Origin of the sequence: Candidatus Palauibacter soopunensis (assembly GCF_947581735.1) — a bacterium.
Classification (GTDB): domain Bacteria; phylum Gemmatimonadota; class Gemmatimonadetes; order Palauibacterales; family Palauibacteraceae; genus Palauibacter; species Palauibacter soopunensis.
This window is the reverse complement of sequence record NZ_CANPVT010000053.1, coordinates 241,841-264,858: the sequence shown is the minus strand read 5'-3', so window position 1 is coordinate 264,858 and position 23,018 is coordinate 241,841. Positions and strand designations below refer to the sequence as shown.

Genomic DNA, 23,018 nt, shown 5'->3' with positions numbered 1-23,018 from the left:
CGGGCTGCTAGCAAGGGAAGGGGATAGCGTGTCCGACCGCATCGCCCCGAAGGAGTACTACTCGATCGGAGAGGTGTGCGAGATCGCGGATCTCAAGCCGCACGTCCTCCGCTACTGGGAAACGCAGTTCTCGGCGCTGCGCCCGACGAAGAACCGGGCGGGGAACCGGGTGTACCGCCCGAAGCAGATCCAGCTCGTGCAGCTGCTGCGGCACCTCCTCTACACCGAGCGGTACACGATCGAGGGCGCGAAACGAAAACTCGATCAACTGCGCGCGGGCGGGGACCTCGCGACGGAGGCGCGCGTGGCCTGGGACCGGGAGACGATCCGCGATCTCCGGAGGGAGGCCGACGAACTGGTCCAGCTTCTCGAGGACGGCGGGACCGGGTGACCGAAGCGGAAAAACCTGTCCTCCTGTGCACGAACGACGATGGCGTGAAGTCGACCGGGCTCGCGCTGCTCGCCCGCGTGGCCGAGGCGTTCGGTGACGTGTGGACGGTGGCGCCGGACCGGGAACAGAGCGCGACGAGCCATGCGCTCTCGCTGTTCCGCCCGCTCCGCCTGACACAGCTCGGGCCGCGACGCTACATGGTGGATGGCACGCCGACCGATTGCGTGCTCCTCGCCCTGAAGGAGATCCTCGAGACACGGCCCCGGTTCGTCCTCTCGGGCGTCAACCACGGCCCCAACATGGGGGAGGACGTGCTCTACTCCGGGACCGTGGCGGCGGCGATGGAGGCGACGATCCTCGGCGTGCCCGCGATCGCGTTCTCGTTCACGGGGAGCGACGACGGCGTGCTCGAAAGCTACGGGGAGTTGCTCGGCCGGCTCATCGCAGCCTGTCTCGGCCGGGATTCGTTTCCGGATGAAACGTTCTTCAACGTCAATCTTCCGGACCGGCCGGCGGCTGAGGTGGAGGGGATCACGGTGACCGCGCTCGGGCGTCGGGTGTACCACGACTCGCTCCGCCGGATTCACGACGAGGAGGGGACGGAATACTTCAAGATCGGAGGGGGACATTCCGCCTGGCGCGGCCGGGAGGATTCGGATTTCCGGGCCGTTCGCGCCGGCTTCGTCTCGGTGACGCCGCTCCACCTCGACCTGACGAATTTCGAACTGCTGAACGAGGTGAGGTCGTGGCGGCTGGGGAGTTGAGGGGACGTGACCCGGCGGCGGACTACCGGCGCGACCGCCGTCGTCTCGTGGAACGGCTCCGGGAGCGGGGGGTGAGCGACCTGGCCGTCCTGCACGCGTTCGACAGCGTCCCGCGGCACGCATTCGTGCCCGAAGTGATGCGGCGCCGCGCATACGAGGACGTGCCGCTCCCCATCGGCCGGGGGCAGACGATATCGAGCCCGACGATCCACGCCCTCAGTCTCCAATACGCCGAAATCCGTCCCGGTCAGCGCGTCCTCGAGGTGGGGACGGGGGCGGGGTTTCAGACGGCGCTCCTCGCGGCGCTCGGGGCGGCGGTGTACTCGATCGAGCGGATCGCCTCGCTGTACGAGGCCGCCGGGCGCACTCTCGGCCGCCTCGGCGTGGATGCCCGTCTCATGCACGGGGACGGGAGCCGGGGCTGGCCGAAATACGCGCCGTTCCAGGCGATCATCGTCGGGGCGGCCGCCGCCCGCCCGCCCGAAGCACTCTTCCGCCAGCTCGCCGACGGGGGCCACCTCATCGTCCCCGTCGGCACCCGTCGGCAGGAACTGCGGCGCTATACGCGGCGAGGTGACGGTTTTACGAAGGAGATGATCACCGGAGCCCGCTTCGTCCCGCTCATCGAGGGAGGACCGCGGGGCGAGGGCCTGGAGTGAGGCCCGTGAAAGCCTGGGCCGGGTTGTACGCGAAGGGCCTCGCCATGGGGCTGGCGGATCTCGTGCCCGGGGTTTCGGGCGGGACGATCGCCTTCATCTCCGGCATCTACGACGAGCTCGTCGCCACGATCGCGGGTCTCGACCGCCGCCTGCTCGGGACGTTGCGCGAGGGGGGGGTACGCGGCGTCTGGCAGGCGGGCAACCTGGGCTTCCTCGCCGTCCTGCTCGCCGGCATCGGCACGAGCGTGTTTGCCTTCGCCGGGTTGCTGAACTGGCTGCTCGCGAACCGGCCCGTGGAGCTGTGGGCCTTCTTCTTCGGCCTCGTGGCGGCGTCGGTGCTGCTCGTCGGGCGGCGCGTTGCGGATCGCCGGGCCGGCATCTGGGCCCTTGCCGCCGCCGGGGCCGCGCTGGCCGCCGTCATCACGTCGCTGCCCCCGCTCGTTCGGTCCGACGCACCTCTCTTTCTTGCGGCGGCCGCGGCCGTGGCAGCCTGCGCCATGATCCTGCCCGGCATCTCGGGCAGTTTCATCCTGCTCATCCTGGGCGCGTACGCACCCGTGATCGCGGCCCTCAGCAACCTCGACCTGCTCCGGCTCGCGGCCGTGGGCCTCGGGATCGTCGTCGGCCTGCTGACGTTCAGCCGCGTCCTGCGGCGTCTCCTCGCGCGCCACCGGACGCCGACGCTGGCCGTTCTCACGGGGTTCCTCCTCGGCTCGCTCAACGCGCTGTGGCCGTGGAAGGCGCAACTCCGGGAGCTGTACACGCACAGCGACGGCCGCATCGAATGGTTGCTTGCGAACCGCTGGCCGACGGGCGTCGGCGAGATCTGGCCCGCGGCGGCTCTCGCTCTCCTCGGAGCCGCCGCAGTCCTCACCATCGACCGCATCGCCGGCGCGCGCGAACCCAGCCGCTCCTGACGGGATCCAAGTGGCGGCGATTCGCCGGGCCCGGTAGCTTCCACGCCGTTCGACAACCGAGCGGGAAACGAGGAGGGAACGGCAGATGGCGGACGCACTCGCCAGCGGAAAGACACCAGACGGCGGCGACGGCCGACAGGATGCCTTCGTCCGGTCCACGTTCCGCCTGGCCACCTGGGTCAACAGGAACATGCGGTCGGTGCTGGTGGGGGCCGCCGGCGTCGCGATGGTCGTCGTGGGCGTCGTGTACTACACGAACTTTCAGGCTTCAGTGCGCGATCAGGCGGCGTCCGAACTCGCGACGCTCCGGATGGCCGCGACCGACCCCGAGCTTCTCATCGCCGACCTGGAAGCCTACGTCGAGCGTTTCGATGGCGTGGCGGCGGCGAACGAAGGCCGGCTTCTCCTTGCGCGGACCTATCTCGACACGGGCCGGTCCGTAGAGGCCGCGCAGGTCGCGAGCACGATCACGGAGGCATCGGACCGTCCGGTCGGACTCGCCGGCCGCACGCTCCTCGCGGCGGCACAGGAAGCGTCGGGAGACGCGGAGACCGCGCTCGCGACGTGGGAAGCTCTGGGAGAGACGGCGCGCTTCGCCTTCCAGCGCCGCGAGGCGCGCGCTTCCGCCGCGAGAATCCTCGCGTCGCTCGGCCGTCTCGAGGAAGCCGAGACGATTTTCGCCGCCATCGCCGAGGAAGCTGCCGAGGAGGACCCGGTGGAAGCCGGCGTCTACCGCCTCCGGCTCGGAGAACTCAAGGCCCGGCGGGCGGACAGCGGCTGATCCCGGAGCACCCGCAATATCCCCCTGCATTGCCGCACAACCCACAATGGCACATAAGATATATTATGTAAACTTCCGCCGGAGATGTGACCTTCCGTCGTACATTCCCCACTTGATTCTCCCCTGCTGGGTCATTCTCCCCCTGACCGAACCCGAGGAGGCCACCGATGCCTAACGGAGGGCCGGATTGCTGCGGCACATGCTGGTTCAATCGGGCAAACGGCGGCAGGAAAGGCCACGGGCACCATGACCGGTCGATCGCGAGTCACTGCGAGATTCGCGACCTGACCATCCGTGACCCGTTCTACACCTACTGCTACAATCATCCGTTTCGGCTCGACCGGCGCGAGCCGATCCCGCTCGGGCCGGTCTTCGTCGCGGAAGGCCCTTGGTCAGAACGCAAAGTCTGGGTGGAATCCCCCGACACGGAGGAAATCCGCAGCCGCCTCCTGGAACTCCTCGCCGACCCCAGTGCGGCCGGTGACCACTATCCGTTACCCGGACCACCGACCACGGGCGTCGTCGTCATACAACTCGCGGAATTCCGCGAACGCCGTGCGATCCCCATCCTGGAGCGCATCGAGCGTGACCTGGCCGGCCGCCCGGAAGAAGCGAGGTTCATCCGGGAGGCGATCGAGCGAATTCGTGGGTCGTTGGGCGAAGACGGCGCCGGCGAGGCCTGACCGCCCCCGCGACGACTAGAAGGCGAAGGTGTGGGAGAACTTCACCATGAGGGCCCGCCCCGCCGACCACGGCCGGACCGGATCGCGGCCGTTCGTCCGCTCCATGAAGTAGCCCTCGTTGTAGACCACCCACAGGTCCACGCCCTCTCGGAAATGGTAACGGAAGCGGGCGTTGACGCTCAGCCGGTCGATCGTCGAGTTGTACTGCGCGAGCGTGCTCAGCGAGAGGTGCGTGTCGAGCGAGAAATCCAGGTTGAGCCGGGCGAGATGCGTCGTCAGGTACTCGCGGCCCGGTAGCTCGAACCGGTTGATGTCGTATCCGGGCCGGATCTCCACATGCCGGGAGATGTTCAGCGCCGGACTCATCCGAAGGCTCACCCTGCGGCCGTCGTAGAAGCTGCCGGCGGAGCCCCCGAGTTCCCCGCGCACGAGACCGCCACGCCCAAGCCGCACCGAGACCTCGGCTTCGTGGAACCAGTACTCGCCCGGATCGATCGTCAGTCCGGCGATCTCGAACGGAGTCCGGATGCTCTCGAAACTCGAGCGGGACGTGAGGGTCATGAACGCGCCCGCCTTCAACCCCGCCATGAGCTGAGGTGCGATAACTCGCGACTCAGGCGAGAGATCCGAGTTCCTGTAGTAGTGCTCCGTCTCGGCGCTCAGGGTAACGGCGCGCAGCTGCGAATCGGCCCCCATGAACCAGGAATAGCCGGCCGATCCACCGAACAGCGTGAATTCGTTTCGCAGCTGGAAGCCGAGCCGGGGCTGGTAGTCCGCTCCCACCCGGCGATACCGGGTGCTGTAGGAGAATCCCTCCTGCCTCCGCCGTTCCAACTGCGCGAAGAACGTGCCGGCGTCGAGCACATTCCGTTCGACCACGTCATCGTCGAGCGTCTGGGCCCACTTCATCGTCAGGTACTCATCCCCGAACAGGCGGATCTCGCTGTCCGCGCCCCAGGCGATGTTGCGTTTCCCATACGCGTCCGCGCGCGTGGTCAGGATTCCGCCGACGGAGGAGTTCGGGTTGAACACCTGCTGCTTGAGGCGCAGCACGCCCATGTTCTCGCCGGGCGCCCCCGCCCGGGGCGCCGTCTGCATGTTCAGCAGGCCGAAGTCCAGCCCGCCGGCACGCCCCACGACGCGCGCCCCCCCGTAGATGCGCACCAGTTCCCCGCGGTCGAGTCCGATGCGGCGGCTGAAGAACACCCGGTCCGTGATGCCGCCCGTCGCGAAATCGAACGTCGCCGACCTCTCCTGGAAGAACTGCCGCTTCTCGGGAAAGAACAGGGGGAACCGCGTGAGGTTCAGCTGCTGGTCGTCCGCCTCGACCTGGGCGAAGTCGGTGTTCGCCGTGAGGTCGATGGAGAGGTTGGACGAGGGAGAATACCGGACGTCCAGCCCCGGCTCGTGCGTGGGTTCATCGTTCCGGTCCCAGTAGGCGGCCTGCACGGCCGGTGGTTCGAGAAGCGTGGGGACCTGCGTCATCCCGCCGAGCACGTACGGCGTCACGTAGATCGGCGTCGTCCGGTTCACCTGCGAAAACGTGACGCGCTGCGCCAGCGACGGCTTGCCGAAGCCGAAGAAGCCGTACTCGGGCGAGATGTCGGGATAGACGTGGCGTTCGTTCTTGCGCGAGATGGAGCGGTAGACGATGAGCCCCATCTCCACTTCCCCGCCCGTGTTCTGAAACCCCAGCGACGAGAACGGGATGCGCATTTCGGCGGACCAGCCGTCGTCCGTCTGCTGCGCGAGGCCGTCCCAGTGGGCATTCCAGTCGCTGTTGAAGGGGCGCGTCCCCGCCGTCCATTCGGCATCGCCCCACACGGCGCGGTCGGAACGCGCGCCGTTCGGGTTCACCACGAACGCCACGGCCGTCTCGTGGTCGTTGTAGCTGTCGATCACGACGGAGAACTGATCGTCGCCGCTGAACCCGTCGCGGGTGAAGCTGTTCGCCCGGATCCCGCCGAGGTCCGAGTCGAACAGCCGGCCCGAGACGTAGAGATACCGCTCGTCGTAGGCGATGCGGATCTCCGTCTCCTCGGTGAGTTCCCCGCCGTACATGGGCGAATACATGACGAGGGGGACGGGTTCGATGTCGTCCCAGGCGGGTTCGTCGACGAAGCCGTCGAGGTGGATGTGGCCGTGCCCCTCGAGGCGGTGGAGGGGCACGGAGGGCTTGCCCCGCCCGCCGTTCTGTGCGGCCAGCTCCGCCGGTATCCCGGCCGCGAGCACCGCCCACAGGCCGACGAGGACCGCCGCCCGCGTTCCGTTGGCGGACGCGCTCCGCGAGACGCTCATGGCCCGCGCCGCCCTACCAAACGAACGTATGGGAGTATTTGATCATGATGTTTCGCCCTGCCGACCACGGCAGCCTCGGATCGAACCCGCGGTCCCGTTCGAAGTTGAACCCCTCATTATACACAATCCAGAGGTCCGTGCCCTCCCTGAAGTGGTAGCGGAAGCGCGCGTTGATGCTCGTCCGCCTGTCGAGGTTGTTGTACTGAGCGAAGGCGCCGAACGAGATGTGGGTGTTGAAGGCGAAGTTCAGCCGCAGCCGGCCCAGGTGCGTCGTCGTCGCCTCGTCCCGGTCGGGGAACTCGAGCCGGTTCACTTCGTAGCCGCCGACGACCTCCAGATAGCGGGAGATGGTCCACGTGGGGTTGAAGATGAGGCCCACACGCCGCCCGTCGTAGAAGCTCCCCGCCGTCGTCCTGATGTCGCCCCGCACGATCGTGCTGCGCGGCAGCTGCCAGTCGATCCCGATCTCGTGAAACCGGTATTCGCCGGGCTGGATGGACACGGCGCCGACCCGGAACGGTCTCCGAATGTCCTCGAACTGCACGTTCGAGTAGGCGGTGATGTTCGCGGTGGACTTGAAGTCGAGCGACACCGAGGGGCGGATCGAGCGCGACTCGACGGTGAGATCCGCGTTGCGGTAGTAGTTCTCGCCCATCACGTGCAGGGTGATCGCGTTCAGCTTCGCGTCGGCGCCTCGCAGCCACGTATGGGCCAACTGGCCGCCGAACAGCGTGAAGTCGTTCCGCAGCTGAAAGCCGAGGCGCGGCAGGTAGTCCGGGCCCACGCGCCGGTAGAAGAGGTTGTACCAGACCCCGCGGTCCGTCCGCCGCTCCCAGCGGGCCCGCACGAGGCTCGCGTCGAGCGCGTTCCGTTCCCGGACGACCTCGTCCTGCGTCTGCGCCCAGGTGACGGTGAGGTATTCGTCCCCGAACAGGCGCAGTTGCGAGTCGAGGCCGTACGCCACGTTGTTCTCGCCGTTGGAGCCGTACCGGGTCGTGAGGATGCCCCCGACGAACGAGTACGGGTTGAGCACCTGCTGCTTGAGGCGCATGACCCCCACGTTCTCGCCCGACCGGCCCGCGGCCGGCGCCGTCTGCATGTTGAGGACCCCGAAATCCAGGCCGGCGAGCCGGCCGACCAGCCGTGCGCCCCCGTAGATGCGGACGAGTTCACCCCGTTCGAGCCCGATGCGGCGACTGAAAAATACGCGGTCGGTGAACCCGCCGGTCCCGAAGTCGAAGGTCGAGGAGCGTTCCTGGAAGAACTGCCGCTTCTCGGGGAAGAAGAGCGAGAACCGGGTGAGGTTCACCTGCTGGTCGTCCGCCTCCACCTGCGCGAAGTCCGTGTTGACGGTGAGATCGATGGCCAGGTTCGACGAGGGCGAGTACTTGAGGTCGAGACCCGGCTCCGCGACCTGGTCGCGCTCCGTCCCCCAGAAGGAGGCCGCGTCCGACGGCTCCCTGAGGACCGGGCTCCGGCTCAGGCCCCCGAGCACGTACGGGGTCAGGTAGACCGGCGTCGTCGGCCGCACGCCGCGCAGCGTCATGCGCTGGCCCTGCGACGGCTTGAGGAAGCCTCCCTGCCCCCATTCGCGGCCGATGAACGGGAAGACGTGGCGCTCGTTCTTCCGGGCGATGAAGCGGTAGACGATGATGCCCATCGTCACCTCGTCCCCCTGCGCCTGGAATCCGAGGGTGGAGAACGGAATCTGGTATTCCGCGAACCAGCCCTCGTCGTTCCGCGAGGTGACGACGTGCCAATGGGCGTTCCAGTCGACGTTGAACGGCATCACGTCGCCCGTGAAGTCGCCGTCATTCGAGAGCGAGCGATCCTGGCGGACGCCCGCGGGCGTGGTCCCGAGCCAGACGCCGGTCTCGTAGTCGTTGTAGCTGTCGATCACGAACGAGAGGAGATCGTCCCCGCTGAACGCATCCCGGTAGTAGGTATTCGCCCGGATGCCACCGGGGTTCGAGTCGTACATCCGACCGGAGAGGTAGAGGAACTCGTCATCGTGGGCGATCCGGACCTCCGTCCGCTCCGTCATCTCGCCGCCGTGAGTGGGGGCCCACATGAACATCGGGAGCGGCTCGATCGCGTCCCAGGCGGGCTCGTCGACGACCCCGTCGACGTCGATCTCCCCGGTGAGCCGCGGGATGGGAACCGGAACGGCCGACCGGAGCGCCGCGGCGTCGATGTCGTCCGCGCCCCCGGTCTGCGCGGAGAGGGCGGGCGCCCCGAGCAGACAGACGGGCACGATCCACGCGCACGGAGTCGCGAGTCGCCGACATCGATGGCCGATGTGGGTCAACGGCATGTACCCAGGGTCGGGAGTGGCACCGGGAAGGTCTGCTCGCCGAAAACAACACCCCGGCGAGCCCGGAAGTTCAATCCCGGTGCCGGAGAACGCGTCGGCCCCGGCCTACCAGCTGAAGGTATGCGAGTACTTGACCATGACGTTCCGTCCGGCCGACCACGGCAGCCTCGGATCGAACCGTCCATCGCGATCGAAGTTGAGCCCCTCGTTGTACACGATCCAGAGATCCGTTCCCTCCCGGAAGTGGTAACGGAACCGGGCGTTGATGCTCATCCGCTCGTCGAGGTTGTTGTACTGCGCGAAGGTGCTGAACGAGATCTGCGGATTGAACGCGAAGGCGAGCCGCACCCGGCCGAGATGGGTGGTCGCCGCCTCCCCCCGATCCGGAAACTCGATCCGGTTCACCTCGTAGCCGCCGCCGATCTCCAGGTAGCGGGATACGCTCCACATCGGGTTGAAGATCAGGCCCGCCCGCCGTCCGTCGTAGAAGCTCCCGACCGTGGTCTTGATGTCGCCCCGGAAGATCGCGGTGCGGGGCAGCATCCAGTCGATGCCCGCCTCCCGGAACCAGTATTCGCCGGTCGGGATCGACAGGCCGGTGACGCGGAACGGGGTCCGGATGTCCTCGAACTGCGTGTTCGAGTAGGCCGTGATGCGCGACCCCGACTTGAATTCGAGCCGCAGTTCCGGGCGGATCGACCGGGACTCCGGGGAAACATCTGCGTTCCGGTAGTAGCTGTCGCTCATCAGGGCCAGCGTGACCGTATTCAGCGAGGCGGTCGGGCCCTGGAGCCAGCCGTGGGCAACCTCGCCGCCGAAGAGCGTGAAGTCGCTGCGCAACTGGAAGCCGAGCCGCGGCGTGTAGTCGGGCCCCACCCTCCGGTAGTAGAGGTTGTACGACACGCCGCGGTCCGTTCTCCGTTCCCACCGGACGCGGAACAGCCCCGCGTCGAGCGGATTCCGCTCGTTCACCTCCTCGTCGAACGTCTGCGCCCACGTCAGGGTCACCCACTCGTTGCCGAAGGGACGGATCTGCGTATCCACGCCGTAGGCGACGTTGTCCTGCCCGTTCCCCCCGAGCCGGGTCGCCAGGATCCCGCCCACGAAGGAGTACGGATTGAACACCTGCTGTTTGACCCGCATGACGCCCACGTTCTCGCCCGAACGGCCCGCGGCGGGCGCGGTCTGCATGTTCAGGAGTCCGTAGTCGAGCCCTCCCATGCGGCCGACGACTCGCGCGCCTCCGTAAATGCGTACGAGTTCCCCACCCTCGAGTCCGACCCTCCGGCTGAAGAACACACGGTCCGTGAAACCGCCGGTCCCGAAGTCGAAGGTCGAGGACCGTTCCTGGAAGAACTGGCGCTTCTCCGGGAAGAAGAGCGAGAAACGGGTGAGGTTGACCTGCTGCTCGTCCGCCTCCACCTGGGCGAAGTCGGTGTTCACCGTGAGGTCGATGGCCAGGTTGGACGATGGCGAATACTTGAGATCGACCCCCGGTTCCGTGGTCCGGTCCTGCTCCGTCGCCCAGTAGGCGGCCGCGTCCGCGGGTTCGCGCAGCACGGGCGTCTGGCGCAGGCCTCCGAGCGCGTACGGGGTCACGTAGACCGGCGCGGTGGGCCGGACGTCGCGGAGCGTCACGCGCTGGGTCTGCGACGGTTTCATGAAGGCGAGCCGACCCCATTCCCGCGCGATCGGCGGGTACACCTGGCGTTCGTTCTTCCGGCCGATGTAGCGATAGATGGTGATCCCCATCGTCACTTCATCGCCCTCCGCCTGGAATCCCAGCGTAGAAAACGGGATGCGGAACTCCGCGAACCACCCTTCCCCGTTGCGGGTCGTGCGAACCTCCCAGTGCGCGTTCCAGTCCTCGTTGAAGGGCGGGAGGTCGCCGCTGAACTCGGCATCGTTGGAAATCGAGCGGTCCTGTCGGACGCCAGCCGGGGTCGTGCCGAACCAGAGCGCCGTTTCATAGTCGTTGTAGCTGTCGATCACGAACGAAAACAGGTCATCACCGCTGTAACTATCGCGGTAAAAAGTGTTTACGCGGATGCCATCCGGGTTCGAGTCGTACATTCGTCCGGAGACGTAGAGATACCGGTCATCGTGCGCGAGACGAATCTCGGTCCGCTCCGTCTGCTCCCCGCCGTGGGTGGGCGACATGATGAAGAGCGGGAGCGGATCGATCGTCTCCCACACGGGTTCGTTCACGACCCCGTCCACGTCGATGGTCTCGGAGATGCGGGCGATGGGGACCGGAGCACGGGGCCGCAGCGCCTCCACGTCCACGGCATCCGCGGCATTGGCCTGGGCCGCGAGCCCCGGGACCGAGCACGCGGCCGCCACGACGCCGCCGAACAGGGCGCGCACGAGCCGGTCGGCGCGCATGGACGGCCCCCTCGGCAGGCGCGGGGACGACGTGCGGCTCCTCATCGGTCTCGCCGCGTGAGAAGAAAGAACCACTGCGGGCCGCAGCGCAGGATCCCGCGCCGCAGCCGGGCGGGAAGTACGGAGAGGAGCCGCCAGGCGGCCCTCCACTTCCCTCCCCCGCCACCGTTCAGCACGGATCGAATCGCATGTTCCGTCATGTCCGCACGTCGCAGTTCCGGGACATCCATCGCGCGCTGCAGAGAGCGGTATCCCAGGAAACGGATTCCGCGGTAGCTCTTTGCGCGCCCCGTCCAGCGAACGTAGCGGTCGGCCAACCCCCGGGGCAGCCAACTCAGAAAAGGCAGCCGGTAGTGCGGCTCGAGGAACGCCCAGCGGCTTCCCGCGCTCACGTAGGCGGAGCCTCCGGGCTTGAGGACGCGGGACACTTCCGCGAACAGTCTTCGCGGGTCGGCGACGTGTTCGTAGAGGTGGTTCACGATGAGGAAGTCGAAGCACGCGTCGGAGGTCGGAAGCCGGGTCCCATCGGCCACGCAGGTGCGGCCACGCTCGATCACGACGTGCGGGTCCAGCTCGAAGCCGATGATGGACCGCCCGCTGAGCTTCTCGAGTTCACGCTTGAGGAGACCCGTGCCGCTCCCGAGATCGCCGACGACCCCCGCCGCGCGGATCCTGTCGCCCACGATGGTATCGAGGACCGCCGCCTTGCGGAGCCGACTCTCCCGGTACTCACGGCTCGCCAGGAACTCCTCGTAGTAGTCACGCCCGGCGGAGTCGGCACGCGATGACGAGTGGTTCATTCGAGCAGTTCGGTCCCGCAGTGCTTGCAGTGGCGGGCATCCTCGTCGTGGCCGGACGACGCGCAGCGCAGGCACATCCGCGCCATGGCGGCGCGCAGTCTCGCTTCGCGGCCGCCCGTGATCTCCGCCGTCACGATGCCCGTCGGGACGGCGATCACGCCGTACCCCAGGATCATGAGGAGCGCGGCAAGCAACTGCCCCGGCGTGGTCTGGGGCGTGATGTCGCCGAACCCCACCGTCGTCACGGTGACGATGGCCCAGTAGACGCCGCGGGGGATGCTGCTGAAGCCCGCCTCCGCGCCCTCGATCACGTACATCGCCGCGCCCACGATCGTGACCACGACGAGCACCGCGACGATGAAGACCGCGATCTTGTAGAAGCTCGAGCGCAGAGCGCCGATCAGGAGTCGCTCGCCCCCCACGAACTGGGCGAGCTTCAGGACCCTGAACACCCGCAGCACCCGCAGCACGCGGATGACGGCGAGCGCCTGTCCCCCCGGAATCAGCAGCCCCACGAAGTTGGGCAGCATGGCGAGCAGGTCGACGATCCCGAAGAAGGAACGGGCGTACCCGCCGGCCCGCTCCGCGGAGATGAGGCGGAGCACGTATTCGACCGTGAACAGCGCCGTGAACACCCATTCGAGCGTCCACAGCGCGCCTCCCGCGTGGACGTTGAACTCCTGCACGCTCTCGAGCATCACGACGACGACGCTGGCGAGGATGACCGCAATGAGGACGACGTCGAAGAGCCGGCCGGCCGGGGTGAGGTTGCCGAAGATGATGCGGTGGGCCTCGCACCTCCACCGCGGCCTTTGCGAGAAGACCGGGTGGACCTCGTAGTCGATCGCCGGACGCGGGGGTTCCCGCCGGGACGGGAAGTACGACATCGTGCGGTTCTTGGCCATCACAGCCTCCCGATGAGGGACCGCAGACGCAGCGCCCACACCCTCCACACCGCCTCGCGCACGATCGCCCCCGACATCTTGCTCTGTCCCAGGCGGCGGTCGGTGAACACGATGGGGACTTCCCCGACACGGAACCCCTTCTTCCATGCGCGGAAGTTCATTTCAATCTGGAACGTGTATCCGGTCGACCCCACGCGATCCAGGTCGACCGTCTCCAACACGCGGCGCGAAAAGCACTTGAAGCCGCTCGTCGAATCGGCGAGGCGCAGTCCCGTGGCGATGCGCGCGTACTTGTTCGCGTAGTAGCTGAGGAGCAGGCGCGACATGGGCCAGTTGATGACGTTCACCCCCGCAGTATAACGAGATCCGACGACGACATCGAAGCGGGGGGTCGCGGCGATCATGTCGGGAATATACCGCGCGTCGTGCGACCCGTCGGCGTCCATCTCGAAGATCCATTCGAAATCCCGCTCGAGCGCCCAGCGGAAGCCGGCGATGTAGGCGGTGCCGAGCCCCAGCTTCCCTTCCCTGTGCAGCACGTTCACGCGCGGTTCCGCCGCGGAGAGGGAGTCTACGAGAGCCCCCGTTCCGTCGGGGGATGCGTCATCGACGACGAGGACCGACAGCCGGCGGTCCTGTCCCAGAACGCTCTCGATGATTCCGGCGATGGAGTCGACCTCGTTGTACGTCGGCAGGATGACCAGGCCGCGCCCGCTACCTCCAGGAGCGGAAGCAGAGCTGTGGACCCGGTCGGAATCCGGGGGCGAAGCGGCGGATCGTTCGGGGCTCATCAGGCCGGGAACCTATCGATCCTCAGGCGGGTCCCGCATCCGCCGCGTCGCCGGACTTCAAGGATCCCCCATCCCGTGGGACCCGCGCGGATCGCAGCAGAGCGAGGGCCAGGCCGAACGACATCAACTCCGCGGCGGTCGTCCAGAGGCGGGCCGCCAACGCGAGGGCGGCGGCGGGTCCGGCAGGAACGGCGGTCACCGCGGTCAGCAGCCCGACGATCGCACCCTCCCGTACGACCAACCCGCCGGGCGCCACCAGAGCCAGGTAGCCCACCACGTAGGACCCTGTGAAAACGCCCAGCGCCGCCGCGAAACCGACGGCGTTCTCGAGCACCAATCCCTCGAGCAGCGCCAGGAAACCGAGTCCGTGGAGAGGCCAGATGAGTAAGCTTCCCACCACGGCGCGGCACAGCATTTTCCCGTCCGGCTCGGCATCGTCCTGCTCCCTGGTCTCGCGCAGCACGCGACGCCCCAGCCGCACGACGAAGCGCAGGACGGGCGGAGTGAGCGCGGCGGCGAGGGCGAGGCCGCCCGCGATCAGCGGCCACCGGCCTACACCCTCGAACGCACGGGCGCCGAGCACCGCAAGGGCCAGGGCGACACCCGTCACCACAATGGCGGCCTGGAAGGCGATCAGCGTGGCCAGGGCCGTGGCACCCGAATCGCCTCGACCCCGGACATAGGCCACCAACCCTGTGACCTGCCATATCTTCCCCGGGATATATCGGCCGAGATTGGAGCCGAGCCACATCGCGGCGGCTTCCGGCACCCCTGCCCTGCCGCCCGCTGCCCGGAACATCCAGGCCCAAACCACACCGCTCGCCCAGAGGGCCGCGACTTCGTATCCGACCGCCGCGGCCAGCCAGAGGGGCCGCACCCGCCAGCCGGAGAGGCCCGACGCCTGGAGATCCTCCCACGCCGCCCAACTGCCCGACAGCGCCAGGCCGACCGCGGCCAGGGCGGAGAGGAGAAACACGGCGGTTCCGAGCGCGACCCACCGGCGGCCCGGTGTGGCGCCGGCGCGGTCCCGGTTCACGCTTCCGATCCCCGGGGTCGGCGCCGCCAGGAGATCAGGATGCTCGTCGTCAGCCCGAGGATGGTCAGGAGACTGACCCAGACACCGAGGCTGAAGGGCGGACTTCGATACTCGAAGACCAGTTCATGCCTCCCGGAAGGGACTTCGACGCCGCGGAACGCCGTATTCACCCGCCACACCACCGCTTCTTCACCGTCGAAAAAAGCCTTCCAGCGCTCGTGATGGATCTCGCTGACCGCGAGAAGGCCCGCGCGATCCGCCACGACCTCGAGTACGACGCGATCCGGCTCGTAGCGAACGAGCGACGCGCTTCCCTGCCCCGCCGCCGGAGCTTCGCCACCCTCCCGGCCTTCGACGATCGTCAACCCCGCCGGATCCGAAACCTCGAGCGTTCGCGCGACGGCGGCCGCGGTATCGCCCACCATTTCGATGGCTGCCGGGAAGTAGGCGTACGGAAGCTCGGAGGGGAATTCGTACAGGTGGCGCCCCCCCGCGTCCGCGATCGATTCGGCACTTTCCTGCGCGCCGGGCGTGATGAGATAGCGGACGTGCAGCAACTCGCGAACGACCGGATTCCGGAGCAACCCCTCATCCGGCGTGATCCCACCCACGAGTCTCGCGTACGGGCGCAGGAGGAACTTCTGAAGTCCGCTCGCCGATGTTACGCCGTAGTAGGCGAGTTCATTCGGACGATAGTTGGGCGTGGGGCCTGCCAGACTCGGCGCCCAGACGCGTGCTCCCGGCCCCGCGTTCTCGTGCAGCGTCTCGATGACGGGGTCGGCCGCGAGCGCGGCGTCGGCGTCCTGCACCCTCAGGTAGCGCGCGTCCACTCGCCACAGGTCCATGATCCCGAAAGCGAGCACGACGGCCAACGTCCAGGCGCCGAACCTGTGGCGCGCCACGCCCCGGGCGGCTCCCCACGCGAGACCGAATCCCGCGAGGAGAAACAGACCGTTGAGACGCAGCGCATCGATCGCGACCACGGACGGTTGACGCGGCCATCCTTCGGGATACCACGAGAGCAGCGCGAAGTTGGCCAACCCCCGCGGGTTGAGCACCGCCGCCGCGCCAAGCACAAGAATCGGCCCCCCGAGCAGGAGTACGGGCCACGGCGGACGGCGCCCGCCGGTGTTCGTTCCCGTCCCATCGTCCGGCGTCTCGCCGGCGCCGGCCGCTGCACGACGGTTCAGTGCCGCCTCCCAGCCGTAGGCGGCGAGCAGCGCGACGAATACCGTCACCGGACCCAGCATCATCGACGGAGCCCGCAGGCTCGACATCATGGGCAGCAGCGCATACGCGATCCGGTGCACCGGCGTCGCAGCGCCCAGCGCGAACAGAACGCCCAGCAGGCCGGCGCCGGCGAGGAACCACACGACCCGCCGGTGGTCGCGATCCAGAGCCCGACCGAACCCAGCCGAGATGCCGAGGATGGCGAACGCGAGCGGGACGGCGCCGAGGTATTCCGTATGCAGCTTGATCGGGTTCTGTCCCCAGTAGGACCCCGGCAGCGAACCGATGAGGTCCGGCAGGAAGAACGCCGTAAGCTCCTGCGGCGGCAGAGCCCAGGAGGCCGCGAATTCGTACCCGCGCTCCCCCGCCGCGCGCGTGACGTGCTCGAGTACCGTCAGAGTCGGGAAGAACTGGGGCGCGGCGATCAGGACCGCGGCTACGTTCGCGAGCGTGAACCACGCGACCGGACGGACGTACGCCTTCCAGCGCGCCTCGCCCGAGGCCGGCCGGGGGAGCCGAAAGGCCAGGTGATACACGAAGAAGGCCGCGAGAGCGAGGCTGGAGAAGTACATCATCTGCACGTGCGCCGAGAACGTCTGCGTCGCGATGACGAACGCCAGACCGGCGAACCAGCGGAACTCGTTCCTCTCCAGCCCGCGGTTGAGCAGGCCGAGCGCGAGCGGGATGAGCGTCATCGTGAACATCCGCCCATCCTGTCCCCCGAACAGGTGGGACGTGACATAGCCTGCGAGGAGGAACGAAGCTCCGCACACCGCGGCGGAGGCGGGCCGGAGCCGGAACGAACGCCCGAGGAAGTAGCCGAACGCCCCGCTCAGAAACGTGTGCAGGACGAAGGTCCAGCCGATGGCCCGGTGCAGCGGCAGAAGGAAGTAGAGGATGGTCGACGGATAGAAGATGGGCCCGGGCAGGATCGCCACGAACGGCATCCCTCCGTAGACGTGCGGGACCCAGAGCGGGACGCCGCGACCCGCCAGGATCTCGTCCACGTAGAACCGGCGTAGCGAAATCCCCTCGAACAGCATGTCCGACCCGTAGAGGAGCCGCTCCGGATGGAAAACGAAGTCGCGGTAGAAGAACAGCGTGACGAGCGCGGCCCCGCCAAGGAACCACCAGACCGTGTAGTCCCGGCCTCCCGCGCGCTTGGAGGAGTCCATCAGGGTCTGCGAGCGATCGCCATGAGGTTCTTGCCGAGCGGCGGGTTCAGCCAGCGGCCGCAGACGCCCGTGACCGGCATCACCAACCGGTCGTACAGCCCCACCTTTCCGGGGCTCAGTTCCTGGCGCAGGAGGCGGCAGACCACGAACCACGCGAGCATTCCGATGATGTCCCGGTACGCGAGACGGACTGGAGCAAAACCGGTCCGTTCGAGCTTCTGCAGGACGTCTCGTTTGCGGTATCTCCTGAAGTGCCCCAGCGATCGATCAAAGCGGCTGGTGAGCGCGGGTAACGCCGGGACCCAGAGGCACAGGTAGCCCCCCGGGCGGAGGGCCGTGCGCATCCTCGCCAGCTCTCCGACATCATCCTGAACGTGCTCCAGAACGTTGACGCTCACCACGGAATCCACTCCGGCCGTGTTCTCGGCTTCGAGGAAGTCCGAGAGGAGGGAGTGGTGGACCGTCGCGTTCAGGCTTCCGCGCAATCGTTCGCGGAGAAGCTCATACATCCCGTCGCTCGGCTCCAGCGCGTAGAGGTGAGACGGTTGCCGCTCGAGAATCAACTCCGAGATGTTCCCGCTGCCCGCGCCGACCTCCAGAATCCGGTCTCCGAGATACGGCGAGAAGATGCGGAGAATGTCACGGTGGTAGCGGACGGCCGAGGACATCGCCTCGAGATCTCTGCCGGGATAGTCGTGTATCCCCGCCGCGGTCCCGTCAGGGGTCTCCCACGTGCGCGAACCTCCACTCTCACGCTGCTTCATTCGATGTCCGCCGTAGCCGGCAGCAAGCGCAGGATCGCGGTAACGGGCTCCCCTCCCTCATAGACCGCTTCGAAACGGCTCGGAAAAGCGCGAATGGCCGGGATCAGGTATCGCCCGGTCGTCCCGCTCACCTGGTCCACAACCACGTAGCTGGCCCCCATCGCGTCGAGGCCTTCCATGACGGTCGCCGCATCGGCCGAGAACGGATACACATCCCCGCGCCGGCGAGAATACCAATAGAAGAGACGCGGCTTGCGATTGGCGATGACCGCTTCGGGCAGCGTGTTCTCTTGAGCCCAGCGCGCCGAGGCATAAAGGCTCGACGAGGCCGGCACATCGCATGGACGATCCGCGCGGTAGGACGCGATACAGGCAACGCGGCCGGGGATCACGTTCGCGGCCCAGGTGACCCCGAATATCGCGATAACCACGGGGACCGCCAAACGCAGCCACCGGACTTCGGGGCGGAGGGGAAGCCGCCAAAGTGCCGAGAGAGCCAGCAACAGGACTACGGGCAGCAGCGGAAGCAGGAAACGCCGGTCCGTCCATACCGACGGCCAGAGAACGATGAGGCCGGCGTACAGGACCGCGAAGATCTCCGGAGCCCCGAGGCGACCGCGGGCTGCGCTCGTCCACCGAAGCAGGGCCGCTGCCGCCGCCGTCACGCCGAGAATGGCCCGGCCGCCGGCCGGGCCGTCTCCCGGACCCAGCAGGATGTCGGGGAGCACGCGGCTCACGTGAGCCCAGAAGTTCTGGGCTGCTCGCTCGATGAGGCCGGCAAAACTCACCGCCCCCGCCTCCGGCGAGTACGGGTCGACAAGGAGGAGAACGGCAAGGTATCCGGGCTGATCCGCGGCCGCCCAGCGCTGATAGAGTGCCCAAGCGGCAAGCGTGCCCACAGCCACAAGCATCGTCCACGCCGCCCTCCGGTACTGCCGCGCGAGAAGCCATGCCAACGGCAGGGCCATCAACACTGTCATGCCGGCAGTACGCGTCGCGAAGGCCCCGACGGCGGCACCCATCGCGAGTAACACCCCTCGCCCATCATCCCGCCGCGATAGCCAGAGAGCCACAACGATCAGCAGCACGAACGGTCCTTCGCTGAGCACATAGTGACCGTACTCCAGCAAAGTCGGATTCACCGCAAGCAGGCCCGCTGCCGTGAGGGCCGGCCCGCCCCCTATCCATTGCCGCCCGAAATGCGCGGTGGCCCACACGGTCGTGGCCGTCGTCAGGAGAATGGCGACTTTGGCCACGTGCACGCCTCCGATCCACCCCAGGCCGGCGAGCATCAGCGGCAGCAACGGAGGGTATCTGGCGTGCAGCGGCGTCCCGGGAAGGTGCAGGTCGCGATAGCCCTCTCCGCTCCGGAGCGCGTCGCCGAGAATGAGATAGCCCGCGTTGTCTCCACCGGGAAAAAGAGTGGGCTCGAAGACCAACAGGCCAAGCAGCAGGTGGACGAACGCAAATCCAAGCGCCGTGAGCCCGAAGGCGTCCCGGACGAATCCGCCGCCCTCGGCCGTACGAGGGTCGCTCATCGCCGGATGCCTTGCGAACCCGGGCCACCGCGCCGAGAGAGGGCTGCACCGTAGCACGCCAGGAGGCGGTCCACGACGCCCGGCAGCCCGAAGTGTTCGCGCATGTGCGCTCTTCCTCTCTCGACCCGGTCCCGTGCTGCGGCGGGGTCCTCGACGACCCGCACGATGGCGTCGCCCAGCGCGCCGGCGTCGCCCGGCGGCACGAGCAGGCCCGTCTCGCCGTGCCTTACGATGTCCGGGATGCCGCCGACATCGGACGCGATCAGGGGCAGCCCGAATTCGAGCGCTTCGAGGAGGACCACGCCGAGCCCCTCCGTGTCGCCCTTGCCGTCCACGATCGCCGGCAGGACGAAAAGATCGCTCGTTCGGTACGCCTCGCCCAGCGCTGCCTCATCGACCCGGCCCGCGAAGCGTACGAACGGGTCGACGCCGACCCGGCGGGCCTCGGCTTCCAGTCGGGAGGCCCGGGGCCCATCACCGATCACCGTGAGGGTCGCGTCGACGCGCTCCCGGACGCGGGCCAGTGCCCGTATCAGGATATGCACGCCCTTCCGCTCCACAAGGCGGCCCACGAACAGCAGTCGCACCGGCCCCGCGCGCTCCATCGGTCGGGCCTCGACGGTGCCGCCGTCGGGTAGCGCCCGGCCGGATATGGCCGCGCTGAAGGGAATCACGGGCACTTCGCGCGACGTGTACCGGGCCACGGCCGCCGCCGTCGCGGTCGAGATCGCCGTCACGGCGTCGGCACTCTCGATCGACCAGCGCAGGAACGGCACGGCCCAGCGGAGACGACGTTCGATCCAGCGGATCTCGACGGAATAGAAGCTCGAGACCACCGCCGTCCGCTCGGATGACGCTCGCGCCAGGGCGCCGAACCAGCCATGCGGAACCGGCCAGTGCACATGGATCACGTCGGGGGGCGACGATGCTCCGAGGCCGATCGACGCCAGGCTGCCGCCCAGCATGTACCCGGGTAGAAGCGCGGCGTAGGCCGGCCGGCGGCGAAGGCGGTCCGGCGCGGTCTCCTCGTGCGTGAGGGTTTCGAGCCGGGCCGGGGCGTACCGGAAGCGGTGCACCGGGATGCCCCGCCACTCCGTGGCGCCCCCGCCGCGGTACGCGGGCGCCAGCACGCCGACCTCCAGGCCCCGTTGGCGCAGGCCGAGCAACAGTCTTCCGAGCCAGGGGGTGATCACGTCGTCGTCGTGGCGCGGGAAGGCCGTGACGACATGAACCACCTTCACGGGCTTCCGCCGCGCTTGAGGTCCTCGATCTCGTCCCGCAGTTGCGCCATCGTCTCCGCGAGGAAGCCGAGGACGAAGAGGAGGAGGCCTCCCACGACCAGGAGAAGCACGAGCGTGAGCAGCGGACGATACCCGAGGCCGAACCCGAAGCGCAGCACGAGCGCGGCCAGCCCGGTGAGGCAGCCCGCCGCGATCATCGCGAGGCCGCTGGTGCCGAAGAAGAGCAGCGGCTTGCGCCCGAACACGAGCTGGAACCACACGGAGACCATGTCCAGCATCCCGATCAGGATGCGCCGGCGCCCCGAGAACTTGGGCTCGCCGTGCCGTCGCGGGAGGAGGTCGATGTCCAGTTCGCCGAGCCGGTATCCCCTGGCATGGGCGAGCACGACGAAATAGCGGTGCCAGTCGTGCCGCAGCCTCAGCCCCGTGAGGACGTCGGCGCGGAACGCCTTCATGGAGTTGAGATCGCGAACGGGCACCTTGAAGATCGCGCGCGCGAGCCGGTTGTAGAGGGACGAGGTGAAGCGTTTCTCGTAGCGCCCCACCTTGCGGCCCGCGACGAGGTCATACCCCTCCTCCAGCATCGCCGCGAAGCGCGGAATCTCCTCCGTGGAATGCTGCAGATCCGCGTCGAAGAGGACGAGATACTCCCCGCGGGCGGCCGCGGCGGCCGTGAGCATCGCCTCCGTCTTCCCCCGGTTCGCCCGATGCCGCAGCACGACGGCTCCGCCGCCCAGCCCGGCCCGCGCGGCCGACTCCTCCGCGGCCTCCGCCGTCCCATCGCCGGAACCATCGTCGACCAGGACGACCTCGGCCGCGAGATCGTGCTCCGCGAACGTCGCCGCGAGTTCCGCGAACAGTTCGGGCATGTTCTCGGCTTCGTCGTAAGCCGGAACGATGACCGAGATTCTCGGATCGCTCATACGCGCCTGCGCAACCGCGCCGAGAGGATGCCGAGCTGGTCGCGGTACTTCGCCACCGTACGGCGGGCGATCCGAACGCCCGCCTTCTGCAGGCGGGCGGTGATCTCGTGATCGCTGAGCGGCGCCGTCGGGTCCTCTTCCGTCACCAGCTTGCGGATCCGCGCACGTACCCCCTCCGACGACAGGTCCTCTCCCTCGAGCGTCGAATAGCCGCCCGAAAAGAAGAACTTGAGCGGATAGAGTCCGCGCGGCGTCTGGACGTACTTGCCGTTGGTCACGCGAGAGACGGTGGATTCGTGCATCTCGATGTGCTTCGCCACATCGCGCAGCGTGAGCGGCCGCAGGTGTTCGACGCCCTTTTCGAAGAAGTCGTGCTGCCGTTCGACGATGAAATCCATCACCTTCAGCATCGTCTGCCGGCGCTGCTCGATCGCCTGAATCAACCAGCGGGCGCTGTTCAGCCTTTCCGAGATGAACGCCTTGTTTTCCCCCTGGAACCGGGCGCGATCCGCAGCCACGTCCCGGTAGACGGGCGAGAGCTTCAACCGCGGCAGCGACGTGTCGGCGTGCGAGACGCGATACCGCCCCTGGACCTTCTCCACCGTCAGATCCGGGATGACGTAGGAGTCCGACGTGTCCGCAAACCTGAGACCGGGTTTGGGATCGAGCTTCGCGATCTCGTCCGCCGCGGTCTGCACTTCGCGCGGCGTGATGCCGTACTCTTCCGCCAGTTCGGGCCATCGGCGATTCGCAAGATCGTCGAAGTGCCCGTCGACGATCCGGTAGGCCAGCGACCGTTCCCGCCCGCGATCCCGCAACTGCAGCAGGAGCGTTTCGCGCAGGTCTCGCGCCGCAATGCCGCTCGGTTCGAACGACTGGATCCGGGCGAGCATCCCCTCGACTTCCTCCCGTGAGACCTCGTCCAGCGCCTCGACAATCCGGTCGAGCGAGCACGAGAGGAACCCGTCGCGGTCCACGTTGCCGATGATCTCCTCGCCGATCCGCAGTTGGCGCGCGCCGAGACGGAGCAGGTTCAACTGCTCGTGCAGGTGATCCCAGAGCGTCGGCGTGGCGGCCGCCGCGGGCGTGTAGAACTCCCGGTCGCCGTATTCCTCGTGCCGCCCGCCCGCATCGAAGTCGTCGAGGAGGACATCCTCCCAGTCTACCTCGTCCGCCTCCTCCACGCGGTCGTCTCCCGCATCCTCGGCCAGGGCGTCCCGGTCGTCGCCGGCGTCGTCCGGCTCGTCGCCGGGTTCCACGAGGTCGAGGAACGGGTTGTCGACGAGCGCCTGTTGCAGGTGACCCTGAAGATCGAGCAGCGGCATGTGCAGAAGGTCCATCGCCTGGTAGAGGCGAGGCTGCGCCTTCTGTTCCTGCCGCAGGTGGAGGCCCGCGGCGAGACTCGGCCGTCCCGGTGCCATGT

19 protein-coding genes are annotated in these 23,018 nt (G+C 67.9%); 6 read left to right on the top strand and 13 right to left on the bottom strand.

Going from position 1 to position 23,018, the window contains the following annotated elements; genetic code table 11:
* Nucleotides 1-28 precede the first annotated feature (28 nt).
* The 6 genes from RN901_RS14610 (at nt 29) to RN901_RS14585 (ending at nt 4,195) form a co-directional block, all read left to right on the top strand.
* A complete protein-coding gene (locus tag RN901_RS14610; protein ID WP_310759034.1) occupies nt 29-391 on the top strand; it encodes a MerR family transcriptional regulator in 363 nt (120 codons plus the stop codon).
* Nucleotides 388-1,155, top strand: coding sequence for a 5'/3'-nucleotidase SurE (gene surE, locus RN901_RS14605; RefSeq protein WP_310759033.1), 768 nt, complete (start codon nt 388-390; stop codon nt 1,153-1,155). The genes RN901_RS14610 and surE overlap by 4 nt, the downstream gene beginning before the upstream one ends.
* Nucleotides 1,152-1,814 carry a protein-L-isoaspartate(D-aspartate) O-methyltransferase gene (locus tag RN901_RS14600; protein ID WP_310759032.1) on the top strand — a complete coding sequence of 221 codons (663 nt, stop codon included), beginning with the start codon at nt 1,152-1,154 and terminating at the stop codon, nt 1,812-1,814. The genes surE and RN901_RS14600 overlap by 4 nt, the downstream gene beginning before the upstream one ends.
* A gap of 5 nt (nt 1,815-1,819) precedes the next feature.
* The gene (locus RN901_RS14595) at nt 1,820-2,731 is read left to right on the top strand and encodes a DUF368 domain-containing protein (RefSeq protein WP_310759031.1); all 912 of its coding nucleotides are present in this window, start codon (nt 1,820-1,822) and stop codon (nt 2,729-2,731) included.
* A gap of 85 nt (nt 2,732-2,816) precedes the next feature.
* Nucleotides 2,817-3,512, top strand: coding sequence for a tetratricopeptide repeat protein (locus tag RN901_RS14590; RefSeq protein ID WP_310759030.1), 696 nt, complete (start codon nt 2,817-2,819; stop codon nt 3,510-3,512).
* Between the two features lie 167 nt (nt 3,513-3,679).
* Nucleotides 3,680-4,195 carry a hypothetical protein gene (locus tag RN901_RS14585; protein WP_310759029.1) on the top strand — a complete coding sequence of 172 codons (516 nt, stop codon included), beginning with the start codon at nt 3,680-3,682 and terminating at the stop codon, nt 4,193-4,195.
* Nucleotides 4,196-4,210: 15 nt separating this feature from the next.
* Here RN901_RS14585 and RN901_RS14580 read toward each other — a convergent pair whose 3' ends face one another.
* From RN901_RS14580 to rpoN, 13 genes are all read right to left on the bottom strand, one after another.
* Nucleotides 4,211-6,493, bottom strand: coding sequence for a DUF5916 domain-containing protein (locus tag RN901_RS14580; RefSeq protein WP_310759028.1), 2,283 nt, complete (start codon nt 6,491-6,493; stop codon nt 4,211-4,213).
* A 13-nt stretch (nt 6,494-6,506) separates the two neighbouring features.
* Nucleotides 6,507-8,747, bottom strand: a complete 2,241-nt coding sequence (locus RN901_RS14575) for a DUF5916 domain-containing protein (protein WP_310759027.1) — start codon at nt 8,745-8,747, stop codon at nt 6,507-6,509.
* Between the two features lie 165 nt (nt 8,748-8,912).
* Nucleotides 8,913-11,192: a DUF5916 domain-containing protein gene (locus tag RN901_RS14570; RefSeq protein WP_310759026.1), complete on the bottom strand. Its 2,280-nt coding sequence runs from the start codon at nt 11,190-11,192 to the stop codon at nt 8,913-8,915.
* A gap of 41 nt (nt 11,193-11,233) precedes the next feature.
* Nucleotides 11,234-11,992: a methyltransferase domain-containing protein gene (locus tag RN901_RS14565; RefSeq protein WP_310759025.1), complete on the bottom strand. Its 759-nt coding sequence runs from the start codon at nt 11,990-11,992 to the stop codon at nt 11,234-11,236.
* Complete coding sequence (locus RN901_RS14560) at nt 11,989-12,897, bottom strand: ion transporter (protein ID WP_310759024.1); 909 nt, start codon at nt 12,895-12,897, stop codon at nt 11,989-11,991. Before RN901_RS14560 ends, RN901_RS14565 begins: the two co-directional genes overlap by 4 nt.
* Complete coding sequence (locus RN901_RS14555; protein ID WP_310759023.1) at nt 12,897-13,688, bottom strand: polyprenol monophosphomannose synthase; 792 nt, start codon at nt 13,686-13,688, stop codon at nt 12,897-12,899. The genes RN901_RS14560 and RN901_RS14555 overlap by 1 nt, the downstream gene beginning before the upstream one ends.
* 22 nt (nt 13,689-13,710) lie before the next feature.
* On the bottom strand, nt 13,711-14,724 hold the full coding sequence (locus tag RN901_RS14550; protein ID WP_310759022.1) for a hypothetical protein: 1,014 nt from the start codon (nt 14,722-14,724) through the stop codon (nt 13,711-13,713).
* Entirely contained in the window at nt 14,721-17,129 is a 2,409-nt protein-coding gene (locus RN901_RS14545; RefSeq protein ID WP_310759021.1) for a hypothetical protein, read from the bottom strand. The genes RN901_RS14550 and RN901_RS14545 overlap by 4 nt, the downstream gene beginning before the upstream one ends.
* Complete coding sequence (locus RN901_RS14540; protein WP_310759020.1) at nt 17,129-17,893, bottom strand: class I SAM-dependent methyltransferase; 765 nt, start codon at nt 17,891-17,893, stop codon at nt 17,129-17,131. The genes RN901_RS14545 and RN901_RS14540 overlap by 1 nt, the downstream gene beginning before the upstream one ends.
* A complete protein-coding gene (locus tag RN901_RS14535; RefSeq protein ID WP_310759019.1) occupies nt 17,890-19,431 on the bottom strand; it encodes a hypothetical protein in 1,542 nt (513 codons plus the stop codon). The genes RN901_RS14540 and RN901_RS14535 overlap by 4 nt, the downstream gene beginning before the upstream one ends.
* Entirely contained in the window at nt 19,428-20,672 is a 1,245-nt protein-coding gene (locus RN901_RS14530) for a glycosyltransferase (protein WP_310759018.1), read from the bottom strand. Before RN901_RS14530 ends, RN901_RS14535 begins: the two co-directional genes overlap by 4 nt.
* On the bottom strand, nt 20,669-21,595 hold the full coding sequence (locus RN901_RS14525) for a glycosyltransferase (RefSeq protein ID WP_310759017.1): 927 nt from the start codon (nt 21,593-21,595) through the stop codon (nt 20,669-20,671). Before RN901_RS14525 ends, RN901_RS14530 begins: the two co-directional genes overlap by 4 nt.
* Entirely contained in the window at nt 21,592-23,016 is a 1,425-nt protein-coding gene (rpoN, locus tag RN901_RS14520; protein WP_310759016.1) for an RNA polymerase factor sigma-54, read from the bottom strand. Before rpoN ends, RN901_RS14525 begins: the two co-directional genes overlap by 4 nt.
* Nucleotides 23,017-23,018 lie beyond the last annotated feature (2 nt).

What these genes read in the sequence shown, in the direction of transcription:
- RN901_RS14590 (WP_310759030.1), top strand. Translation starts at nt 2,817, where the DNA reads ATGGCGGACGCACTCGCCAGCGGAAAGACACCAGACGGCGGCGACGGC.
- RN901_RS14585 (WP_310759029.1), top strand. Translation starts at nt 3,680, where the DNA reads ATGCCTAACGGAGGGCCGGATTGCTGCGGCACATGCTGGTTCAATCGG.
- RN901_RS14580 (WP_310759028.1), bottom strand. Translation starts at nt 6,493, where the DNA reads ATGAGCGTCTCGCGGAGCGCGTCCGCCAACGGAACGCGGGCGGCGGTC.
- RN901_RS14570 (WP_310759026.1), bottom strand. Translation starts at nt 11,192, where the DNA reads ATGCGCGCCGACCGGCTCGTGCGCGCCCTGTTCGGCGGCGTCGTGGCG.
- RN901_RS14565 (WP_310759025.1), bottom strand. Translation starts at nt 11,992, where the DNA reads ATGAACCACTCGTCATCGCGTGCCGACTCCGCCGGGCGTGACTACTAC.
- RN901_RS14560 (WP_310759024.1), bottom strand. Translation starts at nt 12,897, where the DNA reads ATGGCCAAGAACCGCACGATGTCGTACTTCCCGTCCCGGCGGGAACCC.
- RN901_RS14555 (WP_310759023.1), bottom strand. Translation starts at nt 13,688, where the DNA reads ATGAGCCCCGAACGATCCGCCGCTTCGCCCCCGGATTCCGACCGGGTC.
- RN901_RS14545 (WP_310759021.1), bottom strand. Translation starts at nt 17,129, where the DNA reads ATGGACTCCTCCAAGCGCGCGGGAGGCCGGGACTACACGGTCTGGTGG.
- RN901_RS14540 (WP_310759020.1), bottom strand. Translation starts at nt 17,893, where the DNA reads ATGAAGCAGCGTGAGAGTGGAGGTTCGCGCACGTGGGAGACCCCTGAC.
- RN901_RS14535 (WP_310759019.1), bottom strand. Translation starts at nt 19,431, where the DNA reads ATGAGCGACCCTCGTACGGCCGAGGGCGGCGGATTCGTCCGGGACGCC.
- RN901_RS14525 (WP_310759017.1), bottom strand. Translation starts at nt 21,595, where the DNA reads ATGAGCGATCCGAGAATCTCGGTCATCGTTCCGGCTTACGACGAAGCC.
- rpoN (WP_310759016.1), bottom strand. Translation starts at nt 23,016, where the DNA reads ATGGCACCGGGACGGCCGAGTCTCGCCGCGGGCCTCCACCTGCGGCAG.